This window comes from Bacillus sp. IS1 (genome assembly GCF_032461585.1).
In the GTDB taxonomy this organism is placed as follows: Bacteria; Bacillota; Bacilli; order Bacillales; family Bacillaceae; genus Bacillus; species Bacillus velezensis.
Window position 1 is genome coordinate 1,516,645 of record NZ_JAWCWR010000001.1, and the last position, 24,337, is coordinate 1,540,981.

Annotated in this window: 27 protein-coding genes and 3 pseudogenes; 13 read left to right on the plus strand and 17 right to left on the minus strand. The window is 43.1% G+C overall.

Annotated features, from left to right (window positions below):
* Positions 1-125 precede the first annotated feature (125 nt).
* Positions 126-392 carry a 30S ribosomal protein S20 gene (gene rpsT / locus RUW00_RS07295; RefSeq protein WP_003152876.1) on the plus strand — a complete coding sequence of 89 codons (267 nt, stop codon included), beginning with the start codon at positions 126-128 and terminating at the stop codon, positions 390-392.
* 16 nt (positions 393-408) lie between these two features.
* Here rpsT and holA read toward each other — a convergent pair.
* Positions 409-1,450, minus strand: a pseudogene (gene holA, locus RUW00_RS07300) (DNA polymerase III subunit delta).
* 39 nt (positions 1,451-1,489) lie between these two features.
* Positions 1,490-1,641: pseudogene (locus RUW00_RS07305) on the minus strand (hypothetical protein).
* Between the two features lie 40 nt (positions 1,642-1,681).
* Between RUW00_RS07305 and RUW00_RS07310 the strand changes: the two are divergent.
* The gene (locus RUW00_RS07310) at positions 1,682-1,816 is read left to right on the plus strand and encodes a YqzM family protein (protein WP_003152870.1); all 135 of its coding nucleotides are present in this window, start codon (positions 1,682-1,684) and stop codon (positions 1,814-1,816) included.
* 18 nt (positions 1,817-1,834) lie between these two features.
* Here RUW00_RS07310 and RUW00_RS07315 read toward each other — a convergent pair whose 3' ends face one another.
* The 3 genes from RUW00_RS07315 to RUW00_RS07325 form a co-directional block, all read right to left on the minus strand.
* Entirely contained in the window at positions 1,835-4,186 is a 2,352-nt protein-coding gene (locus tag RUW00_RS07315; protein ID WP_280145325.1) for a DNA internalization-related competence protein ComEC/Rec2, read from the minus strand.
* Complete coding sequence (locus tag RUW00_RS07320; protein ID WP_003152868.1) at positions 4,187-4,756, minus strand: ComE operon protein 2; 570 nt, start codon at positions 4,754-4,756, stop codon at positions 4,187-4,189. It lies immediately after the preceding gene.
* A 66-nt stretch (positions 4,757-4,822) separates the two neighbouring features.
* Positions 4,823-5,437 (minus strand): helix-hairpin-helix domain-containing protein, encoded by a 615-nt coding sequence (locus RUW00_RS07325; RefSeq protein WP_014418419.1) that lies wholly within the window; start codon positions 5,435-5,437, stop codon positions 4,823-4,825.
* Between the two features lie 58 nt (positions 5,438-5,495).
* Here RUW00_RS07325 and comER point away from each other — a divergent pair, with 58 nt between their 5' ends.
* Positions 5,496-6,317 (plus strand): late competence protein ComER, encoded by an 822-nt coding sequence (gene comER, locus RUW00_RS07330; RefSeq protein ID WP_029973401.1) that lies wholly within the window; start codon positions 5,496-5,498, stop codon positions 6,315-6,317.
* A 68-nt stretch (positions 6,318-6,385) separates the two neighbouring features.
* Here comER and RUW00_RS07335 read toward each other — a convergent pair whose 3' ends face one another.
* The 8 genes from RUW00_RS07335 to RUW00_RS07370 are packed head-to-tail and all read right to left on the minus strand — an operon-like array spanning position 6,386 to position 11,391.
* Positions 6,386-7,123, minus strand: coding sequence for a class I SAM-dependent DNA methyltransferase (locus RUW00_RS07335; RefSeq protein WP_280145326.1), 738 nt, complete (start codon positions 7,121-7,123; stop codon positions 6,386-6,388).
* On the minus strand, positions 7,120-7,476 hold the full coding sequence (gene rsfS, locus RUW00_RS07340) for a ribosome silencing factor (RefSeq protein WP_007408260.1): 357 nt from the start codon (positions 7,474-7,476) through the stop codon (positions 7,120-7,122). The genes RUW00_RS07335 and rsfS overlap by 4 nt, the downstream gene beginning before the upstream one ends.
* Before the next feature lie 17 nt (positions 7,477-7,493).
* Positions 7,494-8,054: a bis(5'-nucleosyl)-tetraphosphatase (symmetrical) YqeK gene (gene yqeK / locus RUW00_RS07345; RefSeq protein WP_095272450.1), complete on the minus strand. Its 561-nt coding sequence runs from the start codon at positions 8,052-8,054 to the stop codon at positions 7,494-7,496.
* On the minus strand, positions 8,044-8,613 hold the full coding sequence (locus RUW00_RS07350) for a nicotinate-nucleotide adenylyltransferase (protein ID WP_007408258.1): 570 nt from the start codon (positions 8,611-8,613) through the stop codon (positions 8,044-8,046). The genes yqeK and RUW00_RS07350 overlap by 11 nt, the downstream gene beginning before the upstream one ends.
* A 10-nt stretch (positions 8,614-8,623) precedes the next feature.
* Positions 8,624-8,914 (minus strand): ribosome assembly RNA-binding protein YhbY, encoded by a 291-nt coding sequence (gene yhbY / locus RUW00_RS07355; RefSeq protein ID WP_003152858.1) that lies wholly within the window; start codon positions 8,912-8,914, stop codon positions 8,624-8,626.
* The gene (gene aroE, locus RUW00_RS07360) at positions 8,908-9,750 is read right to left on the minus strand and encodes a shikimate dehydrogenase (protein ID WP_280145327.1); all 843 of its coding nucleotides are present in this window, start codon (positions 9,748-9,750) and stop codon (positions 8,908-8,910) included. The genes yhbY and aroE overlap by 7 nt, the downstream gene beginning before the upstream one ends.
* 19 nt (positions 9,751-9,769) lie before the next feature.
* Complete coding sequence (yqeH, locus tag RUW00_RS07365) at positions 9,770-10,870, minus strand: ribosome biogenesis GTPase YqeH (protein ID WP_014418423.1); 1,101 nt, start codon at positions 10,868-10,870, stop codon at positions 9,770-9,772.
* A 2-nt stretch (positions 10,871-10,872) separates the two neighbouring features.
* The gene (locus RUW00_RS07370; protein WP_007408254.1) at positions 10,873-11,391 is read right to left on the minus strand and encodes a YqeG family HAD IIIA-type phosphatase; all 519 of its coding nucleotides are present in this window, start codon (positions 11,389-11,391) and stop codon (positions 10,873-10,875) included.
* A gap of 357 nt (positions 11,392-11,748) precedes the next feature.
* Here RUW00_RS07370 and sda point away from each other — a divergent pair, with 357 nt between their 5' ends.
* Positions 11,749-11,889, plus strand: a complete 141-nt coding sequence (sda, locus tag RUW00_RS07375; protein WP_014418425.1) for a sporulation histidine kinase inhibitor Sda — start codon at positions 11,749-11,751, stop codon at positions 11,887-11,889.
* A 132-nt stretch (positions 11,890-12,021) separates the two neighbouring features.
* On the opposite strand, the gene RUW00_RS07380 is transcribed toward sda, so the two are convergent.
* The 3 genes from RUW00_RS07380 to RUW00_RS07390 all read right to left on the minus strand — a co-directional run bounded on the left by RUW00_RS07380 (position 12,022) and on the right by RUW00_RS07390 (position 13,765).
* Positions 12,022-12,156 (minus strand): hypothetical protein, encoded by a 135-nt coding sequence (locus RUW00_RS07380; RefSeq protein ID WP_254894354.1) that lies wholly within the window; start codon positions 12,154-12,156, stop codon positions 12,022-12,024.
* Between the two features lie 75 nt (positions 12,157-12,231).
* Positions 12,232-12,963: an SGNH/GDSL hydrolase family protein gene (locus tag RUW00_RS07385; protein WP_014418426.1), complete on the minus strand. Its 732-nt coding sequence runs from the start codon at positions 12,961-12,963 to the stop codon at positions 12,232-12,234.
* Between the two features lie 67 nt (positions 12,964-13,030).
* Positions 13,031-13,765 (minus strand): polysaccharide deacetylase family protein, encoded by a 735-nt coding sequence (locus RUW00_RS07390; protein ID WP_267543310.1) that lies wholly within the window; start codon positions 13,763-13,765, stop codon positions 13,031-13,033.
* A 234-nt stretch (positions 13,766-13,999) separates the two neighbouring features.
* Here RUW00_RS07390 and RUW00_RS07395 point away from each other — a divergent pair, with 234 nt between their 5' ends.
* Positions 14,000-14,626, plus strand: a complete 627-nt coding sequence (locus RUW00_RS07395) for a TVP38/TMEM64 family protein (protein ID WP_014418428.1) — start codon at positions 14,000-14,002, stop codon at positions 14,624-14,626.
* A 212-nt stretch (positions 14,627-14,838) separates the two neighbouring features.
* Here RUW00_RS07395 and RUW00_RS07400 read toward each other — a convergent pair whose 3' ends face one another.
* Positions 14,839-16,095: an MFS transporter gene (locus tag RUW00_RS07400; RefSeq protein ID WP_280145328.1), complete on the minus strand. Its 1,257-nt coding sequence runs from the start codon at positions 16,093-16,095 to the stop codon at positions 14,839-14,841.
* A 458-nt stretch (positions 16,096-16,553) separates the two neighbouring features.
* Here RUW00_RS07400 and sigK point away from each other — a divergent pair, with 458 nt between their 5' ends.
* The 8 genes and pseudogenes from sigK to RUW00_RS07440 all read left to right on the plus strand — a co-directional run bounded on the left by sigK (position 16,554) and on the right by RUW00_RS07440 (position 24,282).
* On the plus strand, positions 16,554-17,279 hold the full coding sequence (gene sigK / locus RUW00_RS07405; protein ID WP_315956560.1) for an RNA polymerase sporulation sigma factor SigK: 726 nt from the start codon (positions 16,554-16,556) through the stop codon (positions 17,277-17,279).
* A gap of 473 nt (positions 17,280-17,752) precedes the next feature.
* Positions 17,753-18,595: a sialate O-acetylesterase gene (locus RUW00_RS07410; RefSeq protein WP_280145329.1), complete on the plus strand. Its 843-nt coding sequence runs from the start codon at positions 17,753-17,755 to the stop codon at positions 18,593-18,595.
* Positions 18,592-19,119: a PadR family transcriptional regulator gene (locus tag RUW00_RS07415; RefSeq protein WP_065180886.1), complete on the plus strand. Its 528-nt coding sequence runs from the start codon at positions 18,592-18,594 to the stop codon at positions 19,117-19,119. Before RUW00_RS07410 ends, RUW00_RS07415 begins: the two co-directional genes overlap by 4 nt.
* A gap of 543 nt (positions 19,120-19,662) precedes the next feature.
* Positions 19,663-21,516 (plus strand): T7SS effector LXG polymorphic toxin, encoded by a 1,854-nt coding sequence (locus RUW00_RS07420; protein WP_280145330.1) that lies wholly within the window; start codon positions 19,663-19,665, stop codon positions 21,514-21,516.
* An 11-nt stretch (positions 21,517-21,527) separates the two neighbouring features.
* The gene (locus tag RUW00_RS07425; RefSeq protein ID WP_003152829.1) at positions 21,528-21,983 is read left to right on the plus strand and encodes an SMI1/KNR4 family protein; all 456 of its coding nucleotides are present in this window, start codon (positions 21,528-21,530) and stop codon (positions 21,981-21,983) included.
* Positions 21,984-22,114: 131 nt separating this feature from the next.
* The gene (locus RUW00_RS07430; RefSeq protein ID WP_003152826.1) at positions 22,115-22,957 is read left to right on the plus strand and encodes a hypothetical protein; all 843 of its coding nucleotides are present in this window, start codon (positions 22,115-22,117) and stop codon (positions 22,955-22,957) included.
* A gap of 100 nt (positions 22,958-23,057) precedes the next feature.
* Positions 23,058-23,174: pseudogene (locus RUW00_RS07435) on the plus strand (sigma factor-like helix-turn-helix DNA-binding protein); the annotation flags it as partial.
* Between the two features lie 235 nt (positions 23,175-23,409).
* The gene (locus RUW00_RS07440; protein WP_014418433.1) at positions 23,410-24,282 is read left to right on the plus strand and encodes an AraC family transcriptional regulator; all 873 of its coding nucleotides are present in this window, start codon (positions 23,410-23,412) and stop codon (positions 24,280-24,282) included.
* The last annotated feature ends 55 nt before the right edge of the window (positions 24,283-24,337 follow it).

Consider the following 24,337-nt stretch of genomic DNA (forward strand, 5'->3'; position numbering starts at 1 on the left):
GAAAAATACTTTACATTTATATTGCAATCTAAAGTTCTGTTTGATAGAATACAATTTGTTCTATTGTGAAGAAGATTTAACCTTAAGACACTGTGCTACAGGTTGTATCTTAGGAGGTGAAACACATGCCAAACATTAAATCAGCGATTAAACGTACAAAAACAAACAACGAACGCCGCGCTCATAACGCGACAATCAAATCTGCTATGCGTACTGCAATCAAACAAGTTGAAGCTTCTGTTGCTAACAACGAAGCGGATAAAGCGAAAACTGCTCTTTCTGAAGCAGCGAAACGCATTGATAAAGCAGTGAAAACAGGTCTTGTACACAAAAATGCCGCAGCTCGATACAAATCTAGACTTGCGAAACAAGTGAACGGACTTTCTGCATAATACAAAAACGATCCCTTTAACGGGGATCGTTTTTTTCATTCAGTCCGGAGAAGCTCAAGGAGAAAGAGCTCCAGCAAGAGCTGCTTGTCCTTTTTCCCCGTTTTCATTTCATAATCCATCACTGCGAGTCTTTCTATAATACGCCGCAGCTCTTCTTCAGAAAAAAGCCTCGCCTGATCCATCGCCAGCTTTACCCGGAAGGGGTGCACCTTTAAGTTGGAAGCGATTTGCTTTTGGCCGTATCCTTGTCCCGCAAAATACTTCGTCTGCATAATCAGACGGAATTGGTTGGCGATCAGCGCCATAATTTTGATCGGTTCTTCGTTTTGTTTTAAAAGATCATAAAATATTTGAAGACTTTCCGTCCGTTTTCGGTTCACGATTTTGTTGATCAGCTCAAAAATATTCTGCTCCAAACTTCTTGCGACGAGCTCCCGGACATCTTCAAGTGTGATCTCATGTCTGTCACCGGTGTAGGCGGAGAGTTTTTGTATTTCCTGATATATGGAAGACAGATGGCCGTTTGCAAGCAGAACCAAATGCTCGGCAGCTTCTGTATCGATCATTTTATTTTCGGATTTCGCCAGATTAATCGTAAAATCAGTCGTCTCCTTTGCATTCAGCTCCTTAGCTTCAATCATAAGGGCTTTTTGCTTCAGCGCTTTCGTCAGCTTTTTCCGTTCGTCCAGTTTCTCATACGGAGCCACAATCACAAAGACCGTGTAAGGCGCAGGCTCCTTCAGATAAGTCTCCAGAGCGGCTGTATTATGCTCTATTTTTTCTTTCTTTTTTTCCCCTGTTAAAAAAGACGGATTTTTTACGATGACCAGCCGCTTCTCTCCCATAAACGGAAACGTTTCCGCATCGGTTACGGCCTGGTCAAGCGGATCTTCTTCAAGATCAAAAACAGACAGGTTAAAATCTTTTGTCTCCTCATCAACGACAGCTTGTCTGATCCGGCTGACAGTTTCTTGGAGCAGATACGTTTCTTTTCCGTATAAACAATAAACGGAGCGGACATCCCCTTTTTTCAGGGCTTTCCAAACATCAAATACCATGATCGTATGACTTCCTCTCTTTCTTGATCCCCTTCTATCCTAAATTGAGTTCGGCAAATAGTAAAGAGGAAGCTTTAAGGACAGCTTCCTCATTTATAATAAACGCCTGATTCACAAGCTCCCGGGTCTGCTTGTAAAAAGGCGATAATCACAAGAACAGAAAACGTTACCATCACTTCTAGATTTTTCAAAACAATTCCAGTATACTTAGGGAAGTCAGGAGGGATGAAATTGAATGATTTTGAAAAAAACGTTCAAAGCAAACGAAATGATGCTGTTGACTCAGCTGTCGGTTTTGTCGTGTCCTTCGGATTTTTCGCCTTTTTGTTCGTGATGGCAACAGCCATCCATCTTATCGGCTCTTAGCCGCATTCCGGGCTGCTGTCAATCGGCAGTCTTTTTTACTTCTTGCGCCCTGGTTTCTTCTATATCATATGGAGGGAAGACGGAAAACGTTCCGGCGCCTTTTTTAAATCTGTATTGAATCGTTCCGCTGATATCGGTGCGAAGCACATTGACAGAGTACGCCTTCAAACGAGCCAGCACTTCTTCATGCGGATGATGGTATCGATTCTCTTTTCCTGCTGAAATCAGCGCCGCTTCCGGCTGAAGCTGTTTCAAAAAGGCTTCACTCGTTGAACTTTTGCTGCCGTGATGACCCGCCTTCAATATATCAGCCTTCAGATTCGGATACGTTTTCAGCACTTCCGTTTCGCCGTCCGATTCTAAATCTCCCGTCAAAAGCCAGCTCACTCCGCTTAAAACCGTCCAAAGCACCAGTGACGAATCATTTTTACTCCTTCCGTCAGACGACTCCGGAGACAGCACCTGAAACTGAAGATCACCGGCTGTAATGGTGTCGCCCCGCTTTGCTTCGGCAACGGGAATGTTGTTTTCTTTCGCCATATTTAATATGTTCTGATCTTTCGGTTCTTTTACGAATCCCACGGGGACAATTAACCGTTTGACTCTATGATTTTTGATTAACACTCCGGCTTCTCCGATGTGATCTTGATCCGCATGGGTTAAAATCAGCGCATCCAGCTTTTTCACCCCTTTTCCGTTTAAAAACGGAATCAAAACCTTCTCGCCGATAGAATACGGGTGGCGTTTTTCTTTCCATGATTCTCCGGGATAAGCAATCACTCCCCCTGTATCAACCATTACGGTCCCTTTGCGGTGCGGCGCGCTTATAAACAGTGAGTCTCCCTGCCCGATATCAAGCATATCCGCTTCTCCCCATGGACTGAAATACGGACGGCATATTAAATAAGCCAAAACCGCGCAGAAAAAAAGAACCGATTTCCTGAGTTTTAAAAAACCTCCCTTTTCCAAAGCCGCAAAAAGAGTAAAAACGGAAACCGCAAGCAGAAGAAGGGAAACAAAGTCAGGCTTTGACACAATCATAGTAAATAAATCAACGGATGCCGCATATGTAATGAAATCATGTACAGGCTTCATCACAAGGTCGAACATATCAAACAAACATTCTCCCATCTGCCCTGAAAGTAAAAGAAGAAGGAAACCGATGACAGAAACCGGAATGACAAATAACGTATAAAATGGCACCATCACCATATTCATCGGAAAACTGACAAGTGAAATTTGCTGAAAATGATAGAGAAGAAACGGAAGTGAGCTGAGCTCCGCAATGAATGAAGCCATCGCAAGCCCGGCAAGTCTGCTTTTCCCTGCTTTCTTTAAAATGGAGGATGACAGAATTAAAGAGGCGCTTACCGCAAAGGAAAGCTGGAAGCCCGCCTGCCAAAGGAAGTAAGGATTAAACAGCAGGAGCAGCAGATAAGACAGGGACAATGCAGCGGAGGAATGAATGCCGCGTTTAACAAGAGTTCCGGCGATATAAAATCCCAGCATGAGGGATGCGCGCAATACGGATGGGGCGGCACCGCTCAGCAGCGTATACACCGGCAAAAACAACATCAGCAAAATTCCCGCTTTTTCTCTTGTCAGCCCGATTCTGATCAGAGCATAAAATAATCCCGCCGTAATAAGACCGACATGCATTCCGGAAATCGCCATTAAATGAACGACTCCCAAATTTTGATATGCACTCAGTATATCGTCCTCTATAGAAAATCTTTCACCTAAGGTCAGCGCTTCAACAATTCCGGCGGAAGATTCAGGCACGTGATTCCGAATGATCGAAATCAAATTTTTTCTGATGTTCAGCAGTTTAAACAGCGGCTGTTTGGATTTTTCACACTGCTGAATGGAAGTCACGGAAAATAACCAGTGAATCTGCTGAGAGTAAAGATATTCATTATAATCAAAACCTCCGGGAACCGTCGCATGTGCAGGCTGCTCCAGAGAACCTGTAAACGTGCAGCGCATCCCCGGTTCAAGCTGTTCAATGAGTCTCTTTTCCTCAAGAGACCGGATTTTGTACGAAGCCGCCCATTTTTCCTTGTCATGTGTACGGATAACGGCTGACATTTTCGCTCCGTCAACCTTCGGAATGTTAGTGATGACGACCTGTTCAGTATAACTGCCGGCCTGATACCGCGTTACATTCGCAGCGTCACAAACCGTATAAAGAAAGAAATAAAGACAAAAAGAAACGAGGCAGACGATAACCGGAGCATTCTGCTTTGTTTTTACAATAATAAAGAGAAGATACAGAAGAAAAAGGAGCAGAACCCAGAAGACATGAGCGGCGGCAATTCCCGCAGTTGCAGAAACCGCCGCCAGAGGCAGAAGAAGGTATTTATATTTCATTTATACGTAACTGGTAAACAGCTCATTGGCCTGTTCATGAATTTTTTTCAGTTCATCTGCCTTAACCCCCGCATCAGATAATTGCTGAATCAGACCTGCTACAAAAGACAATTTTTCGCGGTTTTTCAGATCGATGATCATTTCATCAAGTTCGACCTGCTCCACCTTGACTCCGGCTTGGCTGAACAGCTCTTTTGCATAAGGCTGTGTTTTGTAATCTTCGGCATAATAAACCGTTTTGATACCTGCCTGAATAATTGATTTACAGCATTGAATACAAGGATAATGCGTCACATAAATTTCGGCGCCCTCCGTCGGAACACCGAACTTAGAACATTGCAGAATCGCATTCATCTCTGCATGTATGGTCCGCTGGCAATGATTATCTATTAAAAGGCATCCTTCATCAGCGCAATGGACGCCTCCGGCAATTGAGCCGTTGTATCCGCCGGCGATCATCCGCTTGTCTCTGACTACGGTTGCCCCGACTGACAGTCTCGGACATGTGCTTCTCAGCGCCAGCAAATGGCTTTGCGCCATAAAATATTGATTCCATGAGATTCGTTCCACAAGTGTTCCCTCCAAAAAGTCTTGTTGCTTTTCTAAGTTTACATAGATTTAAGCAAAACCGTCAATTCACTTTACCGTAATGGAAGTTTTTATCCGCTCAAATGACTTTTCTCCAAAGCCTGATACATTCATCAAATCTTCAGCAGTCTGAAACCGTCCGTTTTCTTCTCGGTAGGCGATAATCGCTTCCGCTTTTTTCTGCCCCACCCCGGAAACCGCCTGAAGTTCGTCCAGAGATGCCGTATTGATATTGACAGCTGCATTCTCCTTTTCACCCGCTGTTGTTTTCGGGCGATTCTCCTCTTCGCCTTCACTCGGAATATAAACAATCGTCCCGTCCTGCAGCTGCTCTGCTAAATTAACATTCAATTCATCCGCCTTTTTCTTCAGGCCGCCGGCTTTTTCAATGGCTTGCGTCACTCTGTCTCCCGCTTCCATTTCATACACGCCGGGATTTCGGACCGCGCCTTTCACATCAATCATAATCTTATCGTCTGCGGTGTCTTTTTTGTCCGCGACGGATGCTGAGGCTGTTTGGCCGAGCACGGACTGCTGTTTGACCGGCTCTTCCTTTTCAGAACGAAACAGCCAAATACAGATAAAAACCGCTCCTGCAGCAAGACAAGCGCCCAGAATTTTCAGGTTCCGCCGCAGCCGCTCCGTCATCATCGCTTTCGTCATATTGCATTGCCTCCCCGCATAAGGTTTAGAGGATTAAGGGAAAAAGGAGGGGAATTCATTGAAAATAGGCTTTATCGGCACCGGAAACATGGGAACGATCCTGATTGAATCGTTTATCGAATCAAACGCTGCCGATCCCTCACATATCACCATCACAAACAGAACAATCGAAAAAGCATTAAAACTAAAAGAACGTTTCAGAGGCATCCATGTCACCGAGGATCAGGAAAAGCTCGTACAGGAAAATGAAATAATATTCATTTGTGTAAAACCGCTGGATATATATCCTTTGCTGAAGAAACTCACACCGCATTTACGGAAAGATCACATTTTAATCTCCATTACCAGTCCCGTTCAGACGGATCAGATTGAACATACGGTTCCGTGTCAGACGGTCCGCGTCATTCCGAGCATTACGAACCGCGCCTTGGCCGGCGTCTCGCTTGTTACGTTCGGCAAAAGCTGCAGCGAGTCTGCAAAAGTGGATATTGAAACGCTGTTCACTCATATCTCAAAACCTGTAGAAATCAGCAGCGGCATTACAAGAGCGGCGTCAGACATTGTCAGCTGCGGGCCCGCTTTTATGAGTTATCTCGTTCAGCGCTTTATTGACGCGGCAGTGGAAGAAACGGGCATCACCAAAGAAGAAGCAGTAATTATGTCGACGGAAATGCTTGTCGGTCTCGGAAAGCTTCTTGAAACAGGGCATTACACGCTTCCCGCCTTGCAGGAAAAAGTATGCGTAAAAGGCGGCGTCACCGGAGAAGGACTGAAGGCTCTCGAAAGCGGTGTTCAGGATATGTTCAACCGTGTCTTTCAGCGTACACATGACAAATACGATGAAGATATATCGTTAGTGAAGAAGCAATTTCACGTGTAACTGAGTATGCCATAAAGTGCTTTACCGCGCCAATCGAAAAAAATGCATTTTAAAAACCATCGTTCCGTTTAAACGATGGTTTTTGGTTTGCCTGCCGTGAAGAAAAGACGTTCAGACTCTGTTGAAGGAGGCCGGTCTGTAAAATCAGCCGTCACCTTCTTCAGTTCAAATCCGGTCTCTGCAAGCATTTGTTCATATTCTTCAATGTAAAATGTTTTTTGCTCATGCGTCTCGTCATAGCGGTCATAAGATTGTCCGTTCCATACGAAAAAGGACATATCATGGATGACAGAAAGCTCTTCATCGCCGGCAAAGCTTTGCCAGATATAGCTGATCTGCTCATCCTGATCCGCATGGGTGCTGTCCGGAAAAAGCTCCGTCATTTTAAATGGGGAATGGACGTCAAACAGAAGCAGGCCGCCCTCCTTCAAAACTTGAAAAACACTTTTGAAGGTGCTTAAGACATCATTTTTCGTTTTTAAGTAATTTAGGGAATCAAAGCAGATGACTACAGCATCAAACTGTTCTTCAAAACCGGAAAGCTCTCTCATATCCTGCTGGAGAAAAAGAATCGGCTTTCCCGTTTTTTTCTGCTGGGCACAGCTCAGCATATCTTCACTCAAATCAATCCCCGTGACTTCGCAGCCTTTTTCAGCAAGCCTGATGGATATTTCTCCGGTTCCGCAGGCAAGATCAAGCACCCTTCCCTTTTCCGGAAGAGACGCTTCGATCCAGCCCGCCCATTCATCATACGGCGCATGTGACATTAACTCGTCATATACGCCGGCGAAGCCTTGGTAAATCATGAGTTCAAGCCGAGCTCAAGCTCTGCGAGCGGCGCGTCGCCCCATAGCTTTTCAAGATTGTAGTAGCTTCTTTCATCTTTATGGAAAACGTGGACAATGACGTCGCCGAGATCAACTAAAATCCAGCGGGCCTCATCAAACCCTTCCATCTTTTTGACATCAATGCCGTTTTCTTCTGCCTGATCTTTAATTTCACGCGCAATTGCCTGAACCTGCTTATCAGAATTCCCGTGGCAGATTAAAAAGTAATCCGCTATAAGTGAGATTCCTTCCATGTCCAGCGCTAAAATATCTTCTGCACGTTTATCGTCGCATGCTTTTGCCGCGATTTTTAATACGGAAGCTTGATTCATTCTTCAAATTCCTCCTGTCAATTTTGAGACACCAGCCAGTTATAGGTTGCAAACGTCTCCGGAAAGACCGGCTGGTTTTTTTTCATCAGAAATATCATTGTATTTTTCATTGCTTGTATGAGCGCTTCGTTCAGATCCGTTTCCGCCAGACGGCGCACCTCTTCCACTCCGGGAAAATGGCGGCCGGGTTCAATGTAATCCGCAACGTAAATGACTTTGTCTAAAAGGGTCATTCCGGGACGCCCTGACGTGTGATAGCGGATTGCATCCAAGATCTCAGGATCAGTGATCCCCGCTTCTTTCTCAACCAGATACGCTCCCACAGGGGCATGCCACAGCTCGGCATTGTAATCCAAGAGCTCAGCCGGCATTTTTTCCCGCACGATGATCTGCTTCATTTCTTCTTTCGGCCGGAATTTCGCATAATCATGAAAAATAGCCGCCATTTCCGCTTTTTTCGGGTCTGCTCCGAACCGGCCTGCGAGAATAACCGCCGTATCTGTCACGCCGATTGTGTGGATGTAGCGATGCTCGGTCAGCTGCTCTTTGACGCAGGCAAGTGCTTCCTCACGATTCATATAAATCATTCTCCTCTATATACTGCCTCACTTTATCCGGCATTAAGTATTGCGTCGGCTTTTTTGCTTTGAGACGTTCTCTCAGCATCGTTGACGAAACGTCAAATTCCGGAACGTCGGCAAAAAGCAGCGGGTACGGGGTCTCAATATGATACCCCGGGCGCCGCACTCCGATAAATTGAATGAGCGTGAGCAGTTCGTCCAGTTTGTACCATTTCGGCAGATATTCAATCATATCCGCCCCGATAATAAAGAAAAGCTTGTCGTTCGGGTGCCGCTCCTTCAGCAAACGGACGGTATCATAGGTATAAGAAGGGCCTTTCCGGTCCATTTCCGCAAGCTCAAGCTTAAAGCCGGAATTGGAGCTGATGGCAAGCTTCAGCATCTCCACCCGGTGCCGGCTGTCTGTAAAGTCTTCATTCTGCTTATGCGGAGGGATTTTATTTGGCATAAACCAAATCTCATCGAGCTCCGCCTGATGAAGGACTTCATTAGCCATCAGAAGATGTCCGTTGTGCGGAGGGTCAAATGTGCCCCCGAATATTCCGATTTTCTTCATGTTAACCACCTTACGGAAGCTCGATTTGTTTATTTTCCTTTGATTCCTTATACAATACGATCGTATTTCCGATCGTCTGCACCAATTGTGAGCGGCTGCCTTTCACAAGGGCTTCTGCGACATCATTTTTATCGTCTTCGCAGTTTTGAAGCACGCTGACTTTAATCAGCTCTCTTGCTTCTAAAGCCTCGGCAATCTGTTTCACCATGTTTTCGTTGACTCCGCCTTTTCCCACTTGAAAAATAGGCGTTAAATGATGCGCTTTTGAACGCAAAAACCGTTTTTGTTTTCCTGTTAACATTGTGTTCCTCCTAGTTTTCCTTCAACAATCGCTCTCATTAAGCCGCTGTCAGGCTCTTGTTCCGTCCACAGCTTGAAAGACAGTGCGGCCTGTTCCACAAACATGCCGACACCGTCAAGGGTTGTTAAACCTCTTTTTTCAGCTTCTTTTAAGAACGCCGTTTGAATCGGGTTGTATACGATATCACAAACGATGGCGCCCTTTTTGGCCCGTTCCAATGAGAGCGGCACGGCATCCGTTTTCGGATACATGCCGACAGATGTTGTATGAATAATGACGTCATATTGTTCAAGCTGATTTTCAGCTTCTTTTAAAGTAAGGGCGCGTTTCTGCTGAAAAGAGGGAGCAGCCGCAATCAGACTTTCTGCTTTTTCCGGCGTGCGGTTGCAAACGTCAAATTGTTTCGGCTCTCTGCGGACGATCGTCGTAAAAATCGCTCTTGCCGCTCCTCCCGCCCCAATCATGAGGATGGAGAGCTCTGATATCGGTTTGTCCAATACTTTGACTAAGGATTTATAAAACCCATCTCCGTCAGTATTATACCCGATGAGCCTGTCTCCCTCTCTTTTGACGGTATTTACGGCCCCAAGTACTTTCGCGCTTTCATGTATTTCATCCAGATGCTCCATGATCGCGACTTTATGCGGGACTGTGACGTTCACTCCGCAGATGCCAAGCGCCTTGATTCCGTTAACGGCGTCCTTGAGATGATGGGGTTCCACTTGAAACGCAAAATACTGCCCGTTGATGTTTTTATCTTGCAAAGCCGCGTTATGAATATCGGGTGACATTGAATGCCCGATCGGATTTCCGATTACTCCGTACAATTGTTTCATGCTCCCTCTCCCCTTCTCTCTATATTAATGAACGGCGGACAAATACGTGTACGCCTTTCGGAGCGTATGCCGTTATTTTTTTATCTGCTTGCTGCACCGTGACCCAGCCGAGACCGGAAAAAACGATATCCGTCTTTCCTTCTTTAATCGTAAACGTGTGAGGCGTAAGCTCCGGAAATTCATCCAAATGATCTTTTCCGGGCGGGGTAAGCAGTTCTCCCGCATGCTTTTCGTATAAGGCATCAGCATTTTCAAGCTTTGTTCTGTGAATCATCAATTCATTCGGCATATAGCAGACAAACGCCGTTTTATCGCCTGATACATAGTCAAACCGGGCAAGCCCGCCGAAATAAAGCGTTTGTTTTTCATTCAGCTGAAAAGTGCGCGGCTTCAGTTCTTTTTTCGGTGTCAGCACCTTTAAGTCACGCTTGTCCACGTAATGCGCCATCTGGTGATGGTTAATGATTCCCGGCGTATCATAAAGCGCAGATCCGTCATCGAGCGGGATTTCAATCGCGTCAAGCGTCGTGCCCGGAAATTGAGAGGTGGTAATAATATTCTCTTCCCCTGAGACCTCTTTAATAATCCGGTTGATAAATGTGGATTTGCCGACATTGGTACAGCCCACCACATACACATCGCGGCCTTCGCGGTAATGTTCAATGGCGTCAATGACTTCCTTCATCCCTTGTCCGCGGGAAGCGCTGATTAAAAAGACATCAAGGGGTTTTAAGCCGTATTCTTTCGCTTCGCGTTTCATCCATTGAACGAGGCGTTCCCGTTTTACGGATTTCGGCAGGATATCGGCCTTATTACCGACAAGAATGATCGGATTACCGCCGACAAAGCGGTTCAGCCCGTTTATCCAGCTTCCGTTAAAATCAAAAATATCAACGACTTTGACAATAAGAGAGTCAGTATCGCCGATTGTGTGCAAGATATTTAAAAAGTCATCATCCGTTAATGAAACATCTTGAATTTCATTGTAATTTTTCAGTCTGAAACAGCGCTGGCAGATGACATTCTCTTTCGTGAGCGATGCCTTTGGCGCGTATCCGAGACCTTGTTTATCCTCGGTCTGGATCGCTACTCCGCAGCCGATGCAAACAACCTTTTCCATTTCTAATCCTCCCACTGAATATGGCCTTTACGTTTCAAAGAACTCAATATTCTCCGTTCAATCCGGCGGTTAAAGCGCGTCATGACTCCGTCAGAGGAAGCGACAGGCACGACGAGGATCGTATGATACCCGTTTCTGTTTCCGCCGAGAACATCAGTAAGCAGCTGATCGCCGATGACCACACAGTCTTCTTTTTTCAGATCCATGCTGCTGACGGCTCTTTTAAAGGCGCGTCCCATCGGTTTTCTTGCCTTATAAATAAACGGTATGCCAAGCGGCTCCGAGAATAATTTCACTCTTCGTTCATTATTATTGGAGACGATCGTGACTTTAATGCCGTGCTCCTTCATTTCTTCAAACCACTCGATTAATCGAGGTGTCGCACTCGGTCTGTCCCACTCCACAAGCGTGTTGTCAAGGTCTGTAATAATCCCTTTCACATTGCGTTCTTTGAGCTTTTCCGGTGTGATATGAAATATATTTTTCACAAATTCGTCAGGTAAAAAAAACTTTTTTAACAAAACCCGCACCCTTCCTTTTCTTTCTATCATCTATATGTCGAAACCTGTCAGATTTAAAAACAAAGTCGGACTCGGTAAAAAAATTTCGACAAAAATTGGGTTTCTTCACCAGTTGTGGATAAAATTACACACATTATCCACTCTTATTACATCCGGATTTATCCAGATTATAAACAAGATACTAACAAGTTATCCACTTACGAGTGTGGATAACAGAACGATTGTTCTTATTTGTATTTCATGGTAGATTAAAGATAACCTCACCATGATTGAAACGCAACCTTCCATCATATGCTTGCGTCTGATGATTGATTACAATTGTAAGGAGGTGCCACTCCCATTAATTGGGTCCCCGGCATGAGAAAGCTTTCTGATGAATTACTAATAGAATCTTATTTCAAAGCCACTGAAATGAATTTGAGCCGTGAATTTATCGAGTTAATTGAAAACGAAATCAAAAGAAGATCGCTCGGACACATTATTTCCGTTTCCTCTTAAACAGAAAAAAATTTCCGGGCGAATTTCCTTTTTTTACTCAGATGACTGATATTATATCACTTCGGTTATGCGCATTACTACCACTTTCAACAAAAAACACCCCTAAAATAGAGGTGTTTAAGAGGACGGCTGCTATATATTGAACCAATACAGACCGCCCAGGACGAGAATGACGACGAGCAGCACAACAAAAAATGCGTACCAGTACCCCGCATTCACCCGAGGAGGCGGGCATACAGGATGTTGCGGAGGGAAACCGCGGTTCATAGCAATCGCCTCCAAAAAGATGTTTTTTCTACAGCCTATGAAGCAGAAGCAAAACGGTTTAGGCAGCTGACGGCGTCAGCGTTCCAAAACCCGCCCATTTTTTATGCCTTCAATTAAGATTCTGGCGCCTTTTGGCGTCATATGATTTCCGGAGGGATCTATCAGTCCGGATTGGATCAGCGCCCGGTCTGTATCTTTGCCGCCGTCCGCGCGTATAAAGTGTTTCCAGTTATCCACCAGCGGCACTTTCAACTCAGCTGCAACCTGCCTCGTAACGCCGTTATAGGAATTATGCCATTTTCTCGCGCCGCCTTTTTCTTTAAAGGCTGAGGCTTTATATCTCGAATAGTAATAGAGATGATGCGTTCCGTTTCCTTCTATAACCGGGATGCACGTCATTAAAATCGGCTTTATGCCGTGATTTCTGCTTTCGTTTATGAAATAAGTCAGGTTTTCTTTAAACCGTTTCTTTGATACCCGCGGCTGATCGCCCGTCAAAATTCCCGCATCATTTGTTCCGAACATGATAAATAAATATTGGGGCTTACGGTTCAGCACGTCGCTTTGAAAGCGCAGGCGCGCATCCTCAGTCGTCTGGCCGCCTATTCCCGCATTTATAACCGTAAGACGGCCGCGTTCCGCTGTTTTTAACATGTTTACCCACTGCTGCGCCTTCGGATAATCACGATAATCCCAGTTGGAACCGCGCGTATTGCTGTCGCCGAACGCGACAACACTTTTCTCTTTGCCCGCGGCGCATCCTGATAACAGACAGATTATCGTAATAAAAAGAACAGCAAACTTCATTTTCTCTCCCCCCAAACCTTACCTCCTATGGTACACATCTCTTTGGCGGCTTTCAACGCGGCGCTCTTTACTGGATATGAAAAGGACCGGAATCCTGTCCGATCAAATCCGAAACCTTAACAAACGTGTAGCCCTGCTTTTTCAGCTTGGGAATGATTTCTTTCAAAGCCTCAACCGTCTGGCGCCGGTTTCCACCGCCATCATGCAGAAGAACGATATCTCCATCTCTGGCATGTGAAACAACGTGCCTGACGATTTTCCCTTTCCCGGGCCTTTTCCAGTCTCTCGGGTCTTGGTTCCATGACCACATGATGATATGATAGCCCTCTTTTAAGATGCTTTTGAAAGCCGTATGATTCAGCGACCCTCCCGGCGGGCGGAATAACTTGTCTCCTTCCGGCTGAAGCGATGTGATATGATGCGCGGAGCTGTGAAGCTCTTTTAAAATGTCTTTGCGTTTCAGACGGTGAAAATAAACATGGTTCATCGTATGGTTGCCGATTTCATGCCCTTCTTCAACGATGCGTTTTGCCGTTATGGGGTATTTGTCTATACGGCTCCCGACACAAAAAAAGGTTGCTTTCACATTGTGCTGTTTCAGCACGTCTAACACAGCTTCCGTATAGACAGGATGGGGGCCGTCATCGAAGGTTAAAGATAGTTTCTTTTTTTCAGACCTTATATCCCAGTACACGTTTCCCGTCTTCTCCATGTCACTTCTTTTTAAAGATTTCGCATCGGCGGACACGGCAGTGAGACTCGTGAGGACGCATATCATGATGATCAGATGAAAGCATCTCAACGTTTACACCTCCAGTAAACACTACTGTTAACGTGTCCCCTTTTATAAAAAATCATTCTCTGCATCAAATGATGCACATCACCCGCTTCCCGCTTGTTTTTGTCCAAATCCGAGTGCAGCCGTTTCTCATCAAACGGCAAATGCTGATAAACAAATATGCTTATCGGACAGCTTATTTTAATAGAAGGAGATAGATTTGTGCTGTATACTAATTGAAAAGAGGTGAACGTGCAGATGATAAAAAAGGGATTCAGTCTTGCCGTCATCATTGCTGTCGTGATGATCGGCTTTATGCAAAAAGACGTCTGGCTCAGCATGATTCGCGCGGGGGGCATGTACGCCGTGCTTATGAGTATCCTGCTGGTCGCAGCTGACGTATTTTTTCCGATTGTTCCATTCGCCATTATCGCGGCCTTAAACGGAGCGGTTTTTGGGATTGTAAATGGGGTGTGGATTACATTGTCAGGCGCGATGCTCGGAACAATGGCATTGTTTTTTCTCGTCCGGTACGGATTCAGAGACTGGGCCAGAAAAAAGCTGCTGGCTTACCCGGCCGCGGCCCAATATGAAGATTCATTTCATCAGCACGCGTTTACGGCGGTGCTTTTCGGACGGCTGATTCCGATTATACCGTCGCTTGCCATGAATACCGTCTGCGGGCTGAGTCATATCCGATGGCCGATCTTTTTTTCTGCGTCGGTGCTCGGCAAAATTCCGAACATTGTGATCGTGACCGTCGCAGGCGCTTCATTTACAAGCAACAAACTGCTGTCTTTCGGGATTTACGGAATGTATATGCTCGTCTTAATGGCGGTCATTTATAAGAAGTTTCCCGGCCTTTTAAAAACAACGAAAAAATGAAGCGCGTACCGCCCCCTATTCCGGCGGTACGGCTCCTCTCATTCTGAGAACTTTTCTGTTACATTCTGAACCGATCACTTCCATGTTTTTCTTTCTGTAAAATGACAGAGCCGCTTCATTGCCCCCGAAACTCTCAGGTGATATTCCGAAACACCCTTCGCTCTGAAAAGCTGACGAAAAACGAATCCTCACGAAATGAAACGGCCGTCTCTTTATGTTTGTTTACATTGATCCGCTTGAAATACATCAGGAGTCCTCCTTTTTGCGGCCGCAAATAAGAACGAACATAAAACGGCTGCCAACGCCAGCATAACAGCAGCGCCTGCGATGACGATGCCGCGGACGGACGAACTGACAGAAGCCGCTCCGAAAACCGCCGTTACCACTATAATGAAGACAGCTTCGACTAATGAATAAAAGCTCCCCACTCTCCCCATGATGTCCACCGGAACATTCTTTTGATAAAACGTCAGAAAGCCTGTATTGGCAAATGCCAGAAAAAAAGCGAGAAGGAAAAATCCGAAAGCAGCCGTCCAAAAAACGTCAGAAAACGCATAAATCATATATCCGGCCGCTGTGAATAAAGAGCCCATTCCCATCAATAAAGAAGCCGGCATTTTTTTATTAAAGAACACATTGACAAGCGCCCCCACAATAATGCCTGCCCCTGAGACACTGACGAGAAAACCGTAATCGGCATCAGTCAGCTGAAGAACCTCTTTTGCAAAAGCGGCTTCAAGCGAATCAAGCGCGGATAGCATAACGTTCATGACCAGACTGAATAAAAAATAAATGATCATGACGTTTCGCGCCGTTCGGCTGAAGCGATAGACGAGCTTCCAATCTTCTTTGTACACTGCCAAAGAAAGCTTCTGTGCGGGAGAATGTACGTGAGGCTCGTTTTCAAGGTTCGGCAGCATCATCGTGATGAACCCGGACAGCACTAAAGCCGCCGCATTCACCCAAATCGCAAAAATCGGCGTGCCGGCGATAAAAAGCAGCCCGGCCGCAGCCGGCCCGAGGAGAAAAGCCCCTGATTCCGACAAAGCCCTTAGTGAATTGAATCGTTTTCTCCTTTCAGCCGGGATAAGCATCGTCACATACGCCATGGAACACGGTCGAAACATCGCATTGGCCATTTGAATCAAAAACACGATACAATAAACGGAAAATAAAGACCGTGCAGTAAACATCAGCGGCAGAACGGCAATGAATGCAGCCCGGATGAAATCAAGCGACATCATCATATTCCGTTTGTTGCACCGGTCGATGATGCTGCCCGCCCACCCATTTGTCATCAAAACAGCCGCAGGCCTGATTAAATAAAGGATGGAAACCGCAAAAGCAGACCCCGTTTCTTTTAAGACAATAAGATTAAGAGACAAAAAATAGATCCATTCACCAATATTTGCTATCCCGATTCCGGTTAACAGAAACATCGGGTACCGCCAAGACTTCAGGTTTTTCATCTTATCCCTCCCTTAGAAATAAAAAACGCCCTCAAGACAATAAAGTCTTGAGGACGGGAAACAGCCCGCTATGCCACCTCAATTCGGTTTGGTGCCGGCCATGCCGGGTACAAAGCTTACTCGGTAACAGGAGTATCCGCCGCATCATCCTCGTGTTGCATGATTCCGATGCGAAGCTAAGAGGTTTGTTTCAACACATCCATTCATACTCCTTCACAGCTCCCGGAGCTCTCTGTCATGAATGATATCTGTCTACTCGTCTCTTCAGCGCTTTTCGGTTATATTGTTTTTACCCTTACTTTTTTTAACAATATACAGGCTCAATCAGCAAAAATCAAGAGGCTGTGAGAAATAAAACCCGATTTTGATTAATTTCCCTGTACAGACACAAACAGCCCTACCGACACATACAGTTACATATAGGCGATTGCCTACATAACTTTGTGGAGGTGAGGACGGTGACAGGTGTTTTTGCAGCGCTCGGGTTTATTGTGAAAGAACTTGTGTTTTTAGTATCATACGTGAAAAATAATGCCTTTCCACAACCGCTCTCAAATAATGAGGAGAAAAAATACTTAGACCTTATGGCTGAAGGAGATGAACACGCCCGCAACATGCTGATCGAACATAATCTCCGTTTAGTCGCCCATATTGTGAAAAAATTCGAAAACACGGGAGAGGACGCAGAAGATCTGATCTCCATCGGTACAATCGGGCTGATCAAAGGAATTGAAAGCTATTCAGCCGGAAAAGGCACGAAGCTTGCCACATATGCCGCACGATGTATTGAAAATGAGATTTTAATGCATCTGCGCGCATTGAAAAAAACGAAAAAAGACGTCTCCCTTCATGATCCGATCGGCCAGGATAAAGAAGGGAATGAAATAAGCCTGATCGATGTCCTCAAGTCGGAAAGCGAAGATGTGATCGACACTATTCAGCTCAACATGGAACTTGAAAAGGTCAAAAAATATATCGACATTTTAGACGACCGCGAAAAAGAAGTCATCGTCGGCCGCTTCGGGCTTGATCTAAAAAAAGAAAAAACGCAGCGCGAAATCGCAAAGGAGCTCGGCATTTCAAGGAGTTATGTGTCGCGGATTGAAAAACGCGCATTGATGAAGATGTTTCATGAGTTTTACCGGGCGGAGAAGGAGAGGCGGAAGAAGTCGAAGGGAAAGTGAGCGAAAAGCCGGATCTGACATCCCGGCTTTTTCTGCATTTTAGGACATCGCTCTTCAAGTATAACTTCAGGATTTAAAAATAAAACATAACAAATGAATAGAATTGGTACAATCGTTAACCTTTTTAATAATTTTTTATTGATATTTAACCCCTTCAACATAGCCCTCCCTTTTTAACAATCCATTTCATTTGGGCTACACCTCCATCATTGAATGTATTTCCTATGAAAAATGATTTTGAACCTCGTAGTAACCCTTACATAACAGGGTTTTTGTTGTTTTTTCATGTTTATCAAGACCTAAAGCAAAAGAACTAGCTAATTCTCAAATACATCCACCAAATGTTCAATGTTAGTTTGTTCTTCATACATACTAATAATAAAAATAAAACCTAGTTGAAACTTTACAAGACAAGCTGAATTGACTATAGTCTAATTAGACTAAAATATTGATGTAAAGAAGTGAAAAATTAGATGATAAAGTCTTTTTTAATGTTGGGGCAGTCGAATATGGCGGGCCGTGGATTTTTGAATGAAGTAGACCCTATCTATAATGAAAAAATAAAAATGCTGCGCAATGGACAGTGGCAGATGATGACAGAGCCGATTAATTACGACCGTCCGGTTTCCGGCGTTGGCCTGGCGGCATCTTTTGCAGATGCATGGTCGAAAGCTCATCCCGATGAAGAAATTGGCTTGATCCCCTGTGCGGAAGGCGGCAGTTCATTGAATGACTGGCATCCGGAAGGCATCCTTTTTCAGCATGCTTTGTCCGAAGCCCGCTTCGCCCTCCAGTCCAGTCAAATTTGCGGAATCCTTTGGCACCAAGGTGAGAGTGACAGTTATCGTTCGCTGCATGAAACTTATTACGAGAAATTAACTCTTATCATCGAAACGCTAAGAAACGAGTTGAAACTTGATGAGGTACCGTTGATTATTGGAGGGCTTGGTGACTTTCTTGGGAAGACCGGTTTTGGACAGCACGCGACTGAATTTCGACAGGTTAATGAACAATTGCTGCGTTTTGCTAATGAACAACAGAATTGTTATTTTGTTACTGCGGCAGGTCTGACTGCGAATCCTGATGGCATTCATTTAGACGCAGTTTCACAACGTAAATTCGGTTACCGCTATTTCGAGGCTTTTTCGAAAAAGCACCATATCCTTAAACCCATTTCAGGAGAGGAGCAATCACTGAAAGTGCATGGTGACTATTCTAAAACAGAACAGATTTACCTTCATAGTATGGATTTGGCTTCGGGTAAAATCACGTACGCGGAATTTGAGGCGCGGATGGCGAAGGAGATGAAACCATGATTCCCTTACTTATCCTTGGCTTGCTCATCCAAAACCCCGGAGCTCACGGCTATGAACTTCTGGCTTTAATGGAAAAACGTCATTACAAATACATTGTTAACTTCACGAAAGGTTCATTTTATTACAATCTGCAGCAACTTGAAGAAAAGTGTTTGATTGAACAGATTCAGCAGAAACCCTCAACCAGCGGGCGTGAAATCCGTAACTTTAAAGTCACAGATTCGGGAAGGGCAGAATTCGAGAAATTAATGATCAAATACGGCACCAAATCGGAATATGTGAACCTGCAATTTTATGGGGCGTTACTCTTTGCCGATGAATTCGACAAAAATAAATTACTGGATCTGATCCAATCACAAATCGATCAGACTAAAACTCGAATCGAGCTCCTTGATGAATACCTGTCCATCACTCAAGAAATTCCCGGCACAATCAATTACTTTCGCCGTATGAATGAAAATTCCCGTTCACATCACTTGGTTAATTTAGAGTGGTTCGAAAAATTGAAAGCAGAAATAGAGTGAACTATTGCATAATAAAAAAATGCAATGTTACATATATCAGAATATTAGTTACCTACATATAAAACCTGTGTCGCAGATATCTAGTAACACCATTGATACAGGTTTTATACTCCTTCTTTAATTAAACCAGTATAGGGTTGTCAACACTTGCCCCAAACAAGAGCAAGTGAATCTGCTGCGTGTTCTTCTTTTTCAATCCGTATGAATAACCACTTTTTACACCTATTCAGTATTCAAGTAAGTCAACTGATTTTTCTCCTTCTTCCGCTAAACTGCTGCTTGCTCTGTTGTTTTAGCTTTATCTGAATCTGTTTTATCTGTAGAAGCAGAATCAGACCCACATGCAGCCAAAGTAAAGCTTAGAGATAATGCACCAATGCCTAACCATTTCTTCCATTTTTCATCAACTGAATTAATCCTATTTTAAGATTTTGTTAAAGTTCAAATCTCCTAAAGAAAGTATCTTTAACAAAAGGAAGAAGCTTCTTACATGTAATATAATGTGGTAAAATTTAGATAAGATTAAGTGGGAAGGAGACAGATATGAAAGTATTTGAAGCATCCTCGTTAATCTCAGCAGCGGAAAAGCGAGCAAAAGAATATGATCAGATTAGAGAACAATTTATCAATCTCAGGAAAGCTTTTCAGGGAATGGCTGACTTGGATGACAGTGAGTTTTCAGGTAAAGGTGCTGATAACATCAAAGCATTCTTTCAAGACCATGCAGGTGTTACTGACAGCTGGCTTGATTTGATCGATATGAAGATTGCGTTTCTTAACAGTATTTCAGGAAAAGTAGCTGATGCCGGATTGGCCGATTCGTTTGTGGAAGAGTCATTTTTAGAACACGAGCTGATTCATGCGAAGAATAAATCAAAAGCTATCATGCAGGAGCAACGAAATGAAATGAGGGATATTCTTAACGAGATAAGCGATATTGTCCATCTTGATGTTTTCTCTACAGAAGATGTCGATCAAAAGCTGGAATCAGCAGATAAAAAAAGGAACGATACCATACATAAACTCGGAAAGCTTGATCACGATCTAACGAAAGAATACGCGGAAACCGAGGCAAATGAACATTTCATTCAGGCAGATTTTCAGCAGCTCCAAAATGCCACGGGCAAAGGGGAAAACGCAACACCACTTCACTATAACGCTAAAGCTTACAGGGAAAGTGACATACATAAGAAAAAAGGCGAGATTGCAAGACATTCGGATGCTTATTTGACGATTAAGAAGGAAGAAGCGAAAGAGCGGGAAATCAAGGATCTGAAGAAAAAGCTCGCTGACGGTGTGACCGATCCGGATGAATACTTGGAAATTGCGAAGAAGATCGGTTACGAGAATCTTGAACCTTCCCAGCAACAATATGTGATTCAGCTTGAACAAGCACAACAGCTCGAAGAAGTTGGTGAAACCACATGGGAAGTCCTGAAAGGAGTTGGAGTCGGTCTCTACGATGTCGCTAAGGATACTGTGACTGGCGTTAAAGATTTAGCTGTCGGGACTTGGGAGTTTTCCCAGCTCTCCGAAGAACAAAAATTAGCCAAAACAATTTCAGCTGTATTGAAGACACCTTCCTATGCAAAAATCATATGGACAAACATAGCGGATTCATGGAATGATAAAATGGTTAACGGAGATGCTTACTCACGATCTCATTATGTTACCTATGTGGTCGGGAGCCTTGTTGGACTAAAAGGCGTTGGCTCTGCTGTGAAAGTAACAAGCAAACTTGGTAAAGCCGGTGCTGCCAAAGTAGATAAAGTGATTGAAGCTGGAGAAAAAGCAGCTACTAGACATGTAAACAAAGGGATTACCGTAGGGAAAAACTACATAAATTCTTTATCTAGAAATAAAGATGATCTAGCACTTGTAGGTATAGCACAAGATATTGAGAATACCCATAATGTAAAGAATACGTCTATATTAAAAAAAGCAATACAATCCAAACATGATCAATTTGTTAAAGCTGCACCATACACGTACGAAAACAGTGCGGGCAAAACAACGACCATTAACTTAAGAATGGGTCATTTGAAAAATGATGTCCATCCAGTAACAAAAGTTCCCTATGATAAAGACGGATTTCCAATATTCGAATCAAAACATACACTCACACTTGATAAAGCCGACTTTAAAAAAAGTAGAGACCAGCATTTTGACAAATTAAATAAACAATTATATAAGCAGATTGAAGAAGATCCATCATTGATTAAGAAGCTTGATTTGAACGAAGATGATTTACTTGATCTTCAAGATGGAATAACACCAGAGAAATACACATGGCACCACCATCAAACTCCTGGAAAAATGGAGCTAGTAGATCGAGTCATTCATGCTAAAACTGGTCACACTGGCGGATATAAAATTTGGGGGAAAGATGAGAAATAGGAGGTTAATCAATGCAAAGTATTAAATGGAGAAAACGAAGCACTTTTAAAGAGGCGACAAACAGTCAGATCGAAGAGGTAGAAGAAAAATTAAAAATCAAGTTCCCGACAGATTACAGAGAGTTCATTAAAGACCATAATGGATGCTCTCCTATAGATAAAAAGGTTGTCTCATTCCAAAATTCTCGAGAATCAATAAACAATTTACTGAGTATAGGAGATCCAACTCGACCAATTGATCTCCTTAGTACACTTGATAATGTTAAAGATCGGTTAGTTGATAAGATCATACCTTTTGCTACAGATGCAGGGGGAAACCTCTTTTGTTTTGATTATAGATTGTCTTCTCAAGAACCCGTAATTGTTTTTTGGGATCATGAGATCGCTAATGAAGATAAGGGAAGTTCCATTAGCTATGTTTGTGATTCATTTACAGACTTAATGGACAAGCTTGAAGAACAACATTAAGTTTTTTGACTATAGTTCTGAAATTTCCGAACATAACTCTGAGTGTCCTTGGCATTCAAGGTTCTAAAAATAGCAGAGGAATATTGAATAATGTTTGATAATTCATTTTTAGAACAGAAGGAGTTTAACTATTGATTGATCTTACAAATACCGGTCTAAGTATTATTGCATCATTGTTAACCATCATAACAATAATTATAGGGTTTGCCGCTACCAAAGAAACTCCTACTAAAATAATTCAACGAGGCAATAACAACTCTGTGCATATTGGAAAAAAGAAAATCAATATAATAAACATTTTCATGCCTAGTCAAAATCAAATAGATAAAGTCACCAATGCAAAAAGGGAGCCCGGCTCAGATAACTATTTTATGATTGTTCTTTTTTATATAGCTATCATTATCTTTGGTGCATTTTATACTAGTTACTATTATTGGTTTGTTGCAATTCTGTTGGCTGTCTTTATAATCCGGTTTATTAAGTTTATTCGTTTTTCAATTGCCATAAAGCTTACATCAAACTTATATGACAAAAGTAAATTCTTCATCAATTTTATCCAGCAAATAATTTTATGTTGCATTCTTCTAAGTCTGCTGTTTTTTTCAGCACCACAGGAATTACAAATAGTTGCTGATCATATAAAAGTAAATTTTGAAGGAGGCACCTCCTTTAAAATTTGGCTTATAGACTTATTTAAATACACATTCAGTATATGGAATACTACTACTTTTTATTTTTTCATTTTTAGAAGCGCAGGGATGTTGATTCTTACTCTTTTTGTATTCTATTCAACAGGCAAGAATGCATTACCAATTTATAAACACAATTCTTTCAACAGAAGAAAAGTGTTGTTTAATGAACTTTCTTCTTATATTTTTGTTATTATTCTTATTTTTTTCTCACTCTACCCATGGATATTCATAGATCTAAAAAACAGCTTAGAACCTTTATGGAATGAATGGGCACGCAAATAAAAAATGTCAAATTTATTAATGTTAAGGCCCCTATAGAGGGTCTTCTCTTATTTTAATAAAGTTTTAAGTTGCTCTTTCAGTCTATAAATACCATCTCGATAAGCTCGGCATTTCAAGGAGTTATGTGTCGCGGATTGAAAAACGCGCATTGATGAAAATGTTCCATGAGTTTTACCGGGCGGAGAAAGAGAAGCGGAAGAAGTCGAAGGGGAAATGAGCGAAAAGCCGGATCTGACATTCCGGCTTTTTTTATTTTCTTTTCAATATAAAACAATGATAACTTTCTTTCATCTTACGCAACCCAAGCAGTTATTAGGTGGTTTTCTTTATCTGTACAAATACAGGTGAATCACTTAATTTATTACATATAAGTTATCCTGCAAAACTGTGCACGAAATGTCGGGTAGATACATTTCGCTCCTGTTATTCTTTTGTTAAAGGAGGTCAAATAAATGGATTCGCTTAAAAGGATGAACAGCGCATTAACGTATATTGAAGAAAACCTCACGAACGATATTGATTTCAAAGAAGCAGCAAGGCTTGCTTTCTGCTCTGAATATCATTTTAAAAGGATGTTTTCCTTCCTTACAGGTATTTCATTATCGGAATATATTCGCCGCAGACGTCTTACTCTTGCAGCTTTTGAACTTAAAGACAGCCGCGTAAAGGTGATTGATCTTGCAATAAAATACGGTTATCACTCACCAGATTCTTTTGCACGAGCATTTCAAAATCTGCATGGCATAAGACCATCAGAAGCTAGACATAATGGCCATTCACTTAAAGCTTATCCGCGAATGACCTTCCAGTTATCAATCAAAGGAGGAAATGAAATGAACTATCGCATTGAAGAAAAAGAGGCATTTCGCATCGTCGGCATTAAAAAAAGAGTCCCTATTTTGTTTAAAGGCGTGAATCCTGACATTGCATCGATGTGGGAAAGTTTAGATGAAGCAGCAATCAATCAACTAAAAGAGCTTTCTAATGTAGCGCCTGTAGGACTTATTAGTGCATCCACGAACTTTTCTGAAGGCCGGACAGAGGAAAACGGAGAGCTTGATCACTATATTGGCGCAGCCACAACGAAACATTGCCCAAATCACCTATCACAGCTTGAAGTCCCTGCCTCAACATGGGCTGTATTCGAAGCAGCCGGATCATTTCCGGATGCACTGCAAGAAGTATGGGGGCGGATTTATTCCGAATGGTTTCCATCGTCACATTATGAACAAATTGAAGGCCCAGAAATCCTGTGGAACGAGCATAAAGATGTAACATCGCCATCTTTTAAAAGTGAAATTTGGATCCCCATTTCAAAAAAGTAATATATCTTACAATGAAATTAGAGGAATTGAAGGTTTTAAGGGAGGGGTCTCATCC

Coding starts and splice junctions, on each gene's coding strand:
- yhbY (WP_003152858.1), bottom strand. CDS start 8,914: ATGTTAACAGGAAAACAAAAACGGTTTTTGCGTTCAAAAGCGCATCAT.
- RUW00_RS07415 (WP_065180886.1), top strand. CDS start 18,592: ATGATTCCCTTACTTATCCTTGGCTTGCTCATCCAAAACCCCGGAGCT.
- rpsT (WP_003152876.1), top strand. CDS start 126: ATGCCAAACATTAAATCAGCGATTAAACGTACAAAAACAAACAACGAA.
- yqeH (WP_014418423.1), bottom strand. CDS start 10,870: ATGGAAAAGGTTGTTTGCATCGGCTGCGGAGTAGCGATCCAGACCGAG.
- yqeK (WP_095272450.1), bottom strand. CDS start 8,054: ATGAATCGTGAGGAAGCACTTGCCTGCGTCAAAGAGCAGCTGACCGAG.
- RUW00_RS07335 (WP_280145326.1), bottom strand. CDS start 7,123: ATGATTTACCAAGGCTTCGCCGGCGTATATGACGAGTTAATGTCACAT.
- RUW00_RS07380 (WP_254894354.1), bottom strand. CDS start 12,156: ATGAACCGCGGTTTCCCTCCGCAACATCCTGTATGCCCGCCTCCTCGG.
- RUW00_RS07410 (WP_280145329.1), top strand. CDS start 17,753: ATGATAAAGTCTTTTTTAATGTTGGGGCAGTCGAATATGGCGGGCCGT.
- RUW00_RS07315 (WP_280145325.1), bottom strand. CDS start 4,186: ATGAAATATAAATACCTTCTTCTGCCTCTGGCGGCGGTTTCTGCAACT.
- sda (WP_014418425.1), top strand. CDS start 11,749: ATGAGAAAGCTTTCTGATGAATTACTAATAGAATCTTATTTCAAAGCC.
- RUW00_RS07440 (WP_014418433.1), top strand. CDS start 23,410: ATGGATTCGCTTAAAAGGATGAACAGCGCATTAACGTATATTGAAGAA.
- RUW00_RS07385 (WP_014418426.1), bottom strand. CDS start 12,963: ATGAAGTTTGCTGTTCTTTTTATTACGATAATCTGTCTGTTATCAGGA.
- RUW00_RS07420 (WP_280145330.1), top strand. CDS start 19,663: ATGAAAGTATTTGAAGCATCCTCGTTAATCTCAGCAGCGGAAAAGCGA.
- RUW00_RS07400 (WP_280145328.1), bottom strand. CDS start 16,095: ATGAAAAACCTGAAGTCTTGGCGGTACCCGATGTTTCTGTTAACCGGA.
- RUW00_RS07350 (WP_007408258.1), bottom strand. CDS start 8,613: ATGAAGAAAATCGGAATATTCGGGGGCACATTTGACCCTCCGCACAAC.
- RUW00_RS07395 (WP_014418428.1), top strand. CDS start 14,000: ATGATAAAAAAGGGATTCAGTCTTGCCGTCATCATTGCTGTCGTGATG.
- RUW00_RS07325 (WP_014418419.1), bottom strand. CDS start 5,437: ATGACGAAAGCGATGATGACGGAGCGGCTGCGGCGGAACCTGAAAATT.
- rsfS (WP_007408260.1), bottom strand. CDS start 7,476: ATGAATCAAGCTTCCGTATTAAAAATCGCGGCAAAAGCATGCGACGAT.
- RUW00_RS07425 (WP_003152829.1), top strand. CDS start 21,528: ATGCAAAGTATTAAATGGAGAAAACGAAGCACTTTTAAAGAGGCGACA.
- aroE (WP_280145327.1), bottom strand. CDS start 9,750: ATGAAACAATTGTACGGAGTAATCGGAAATCCGATCGGGCATTCAATG.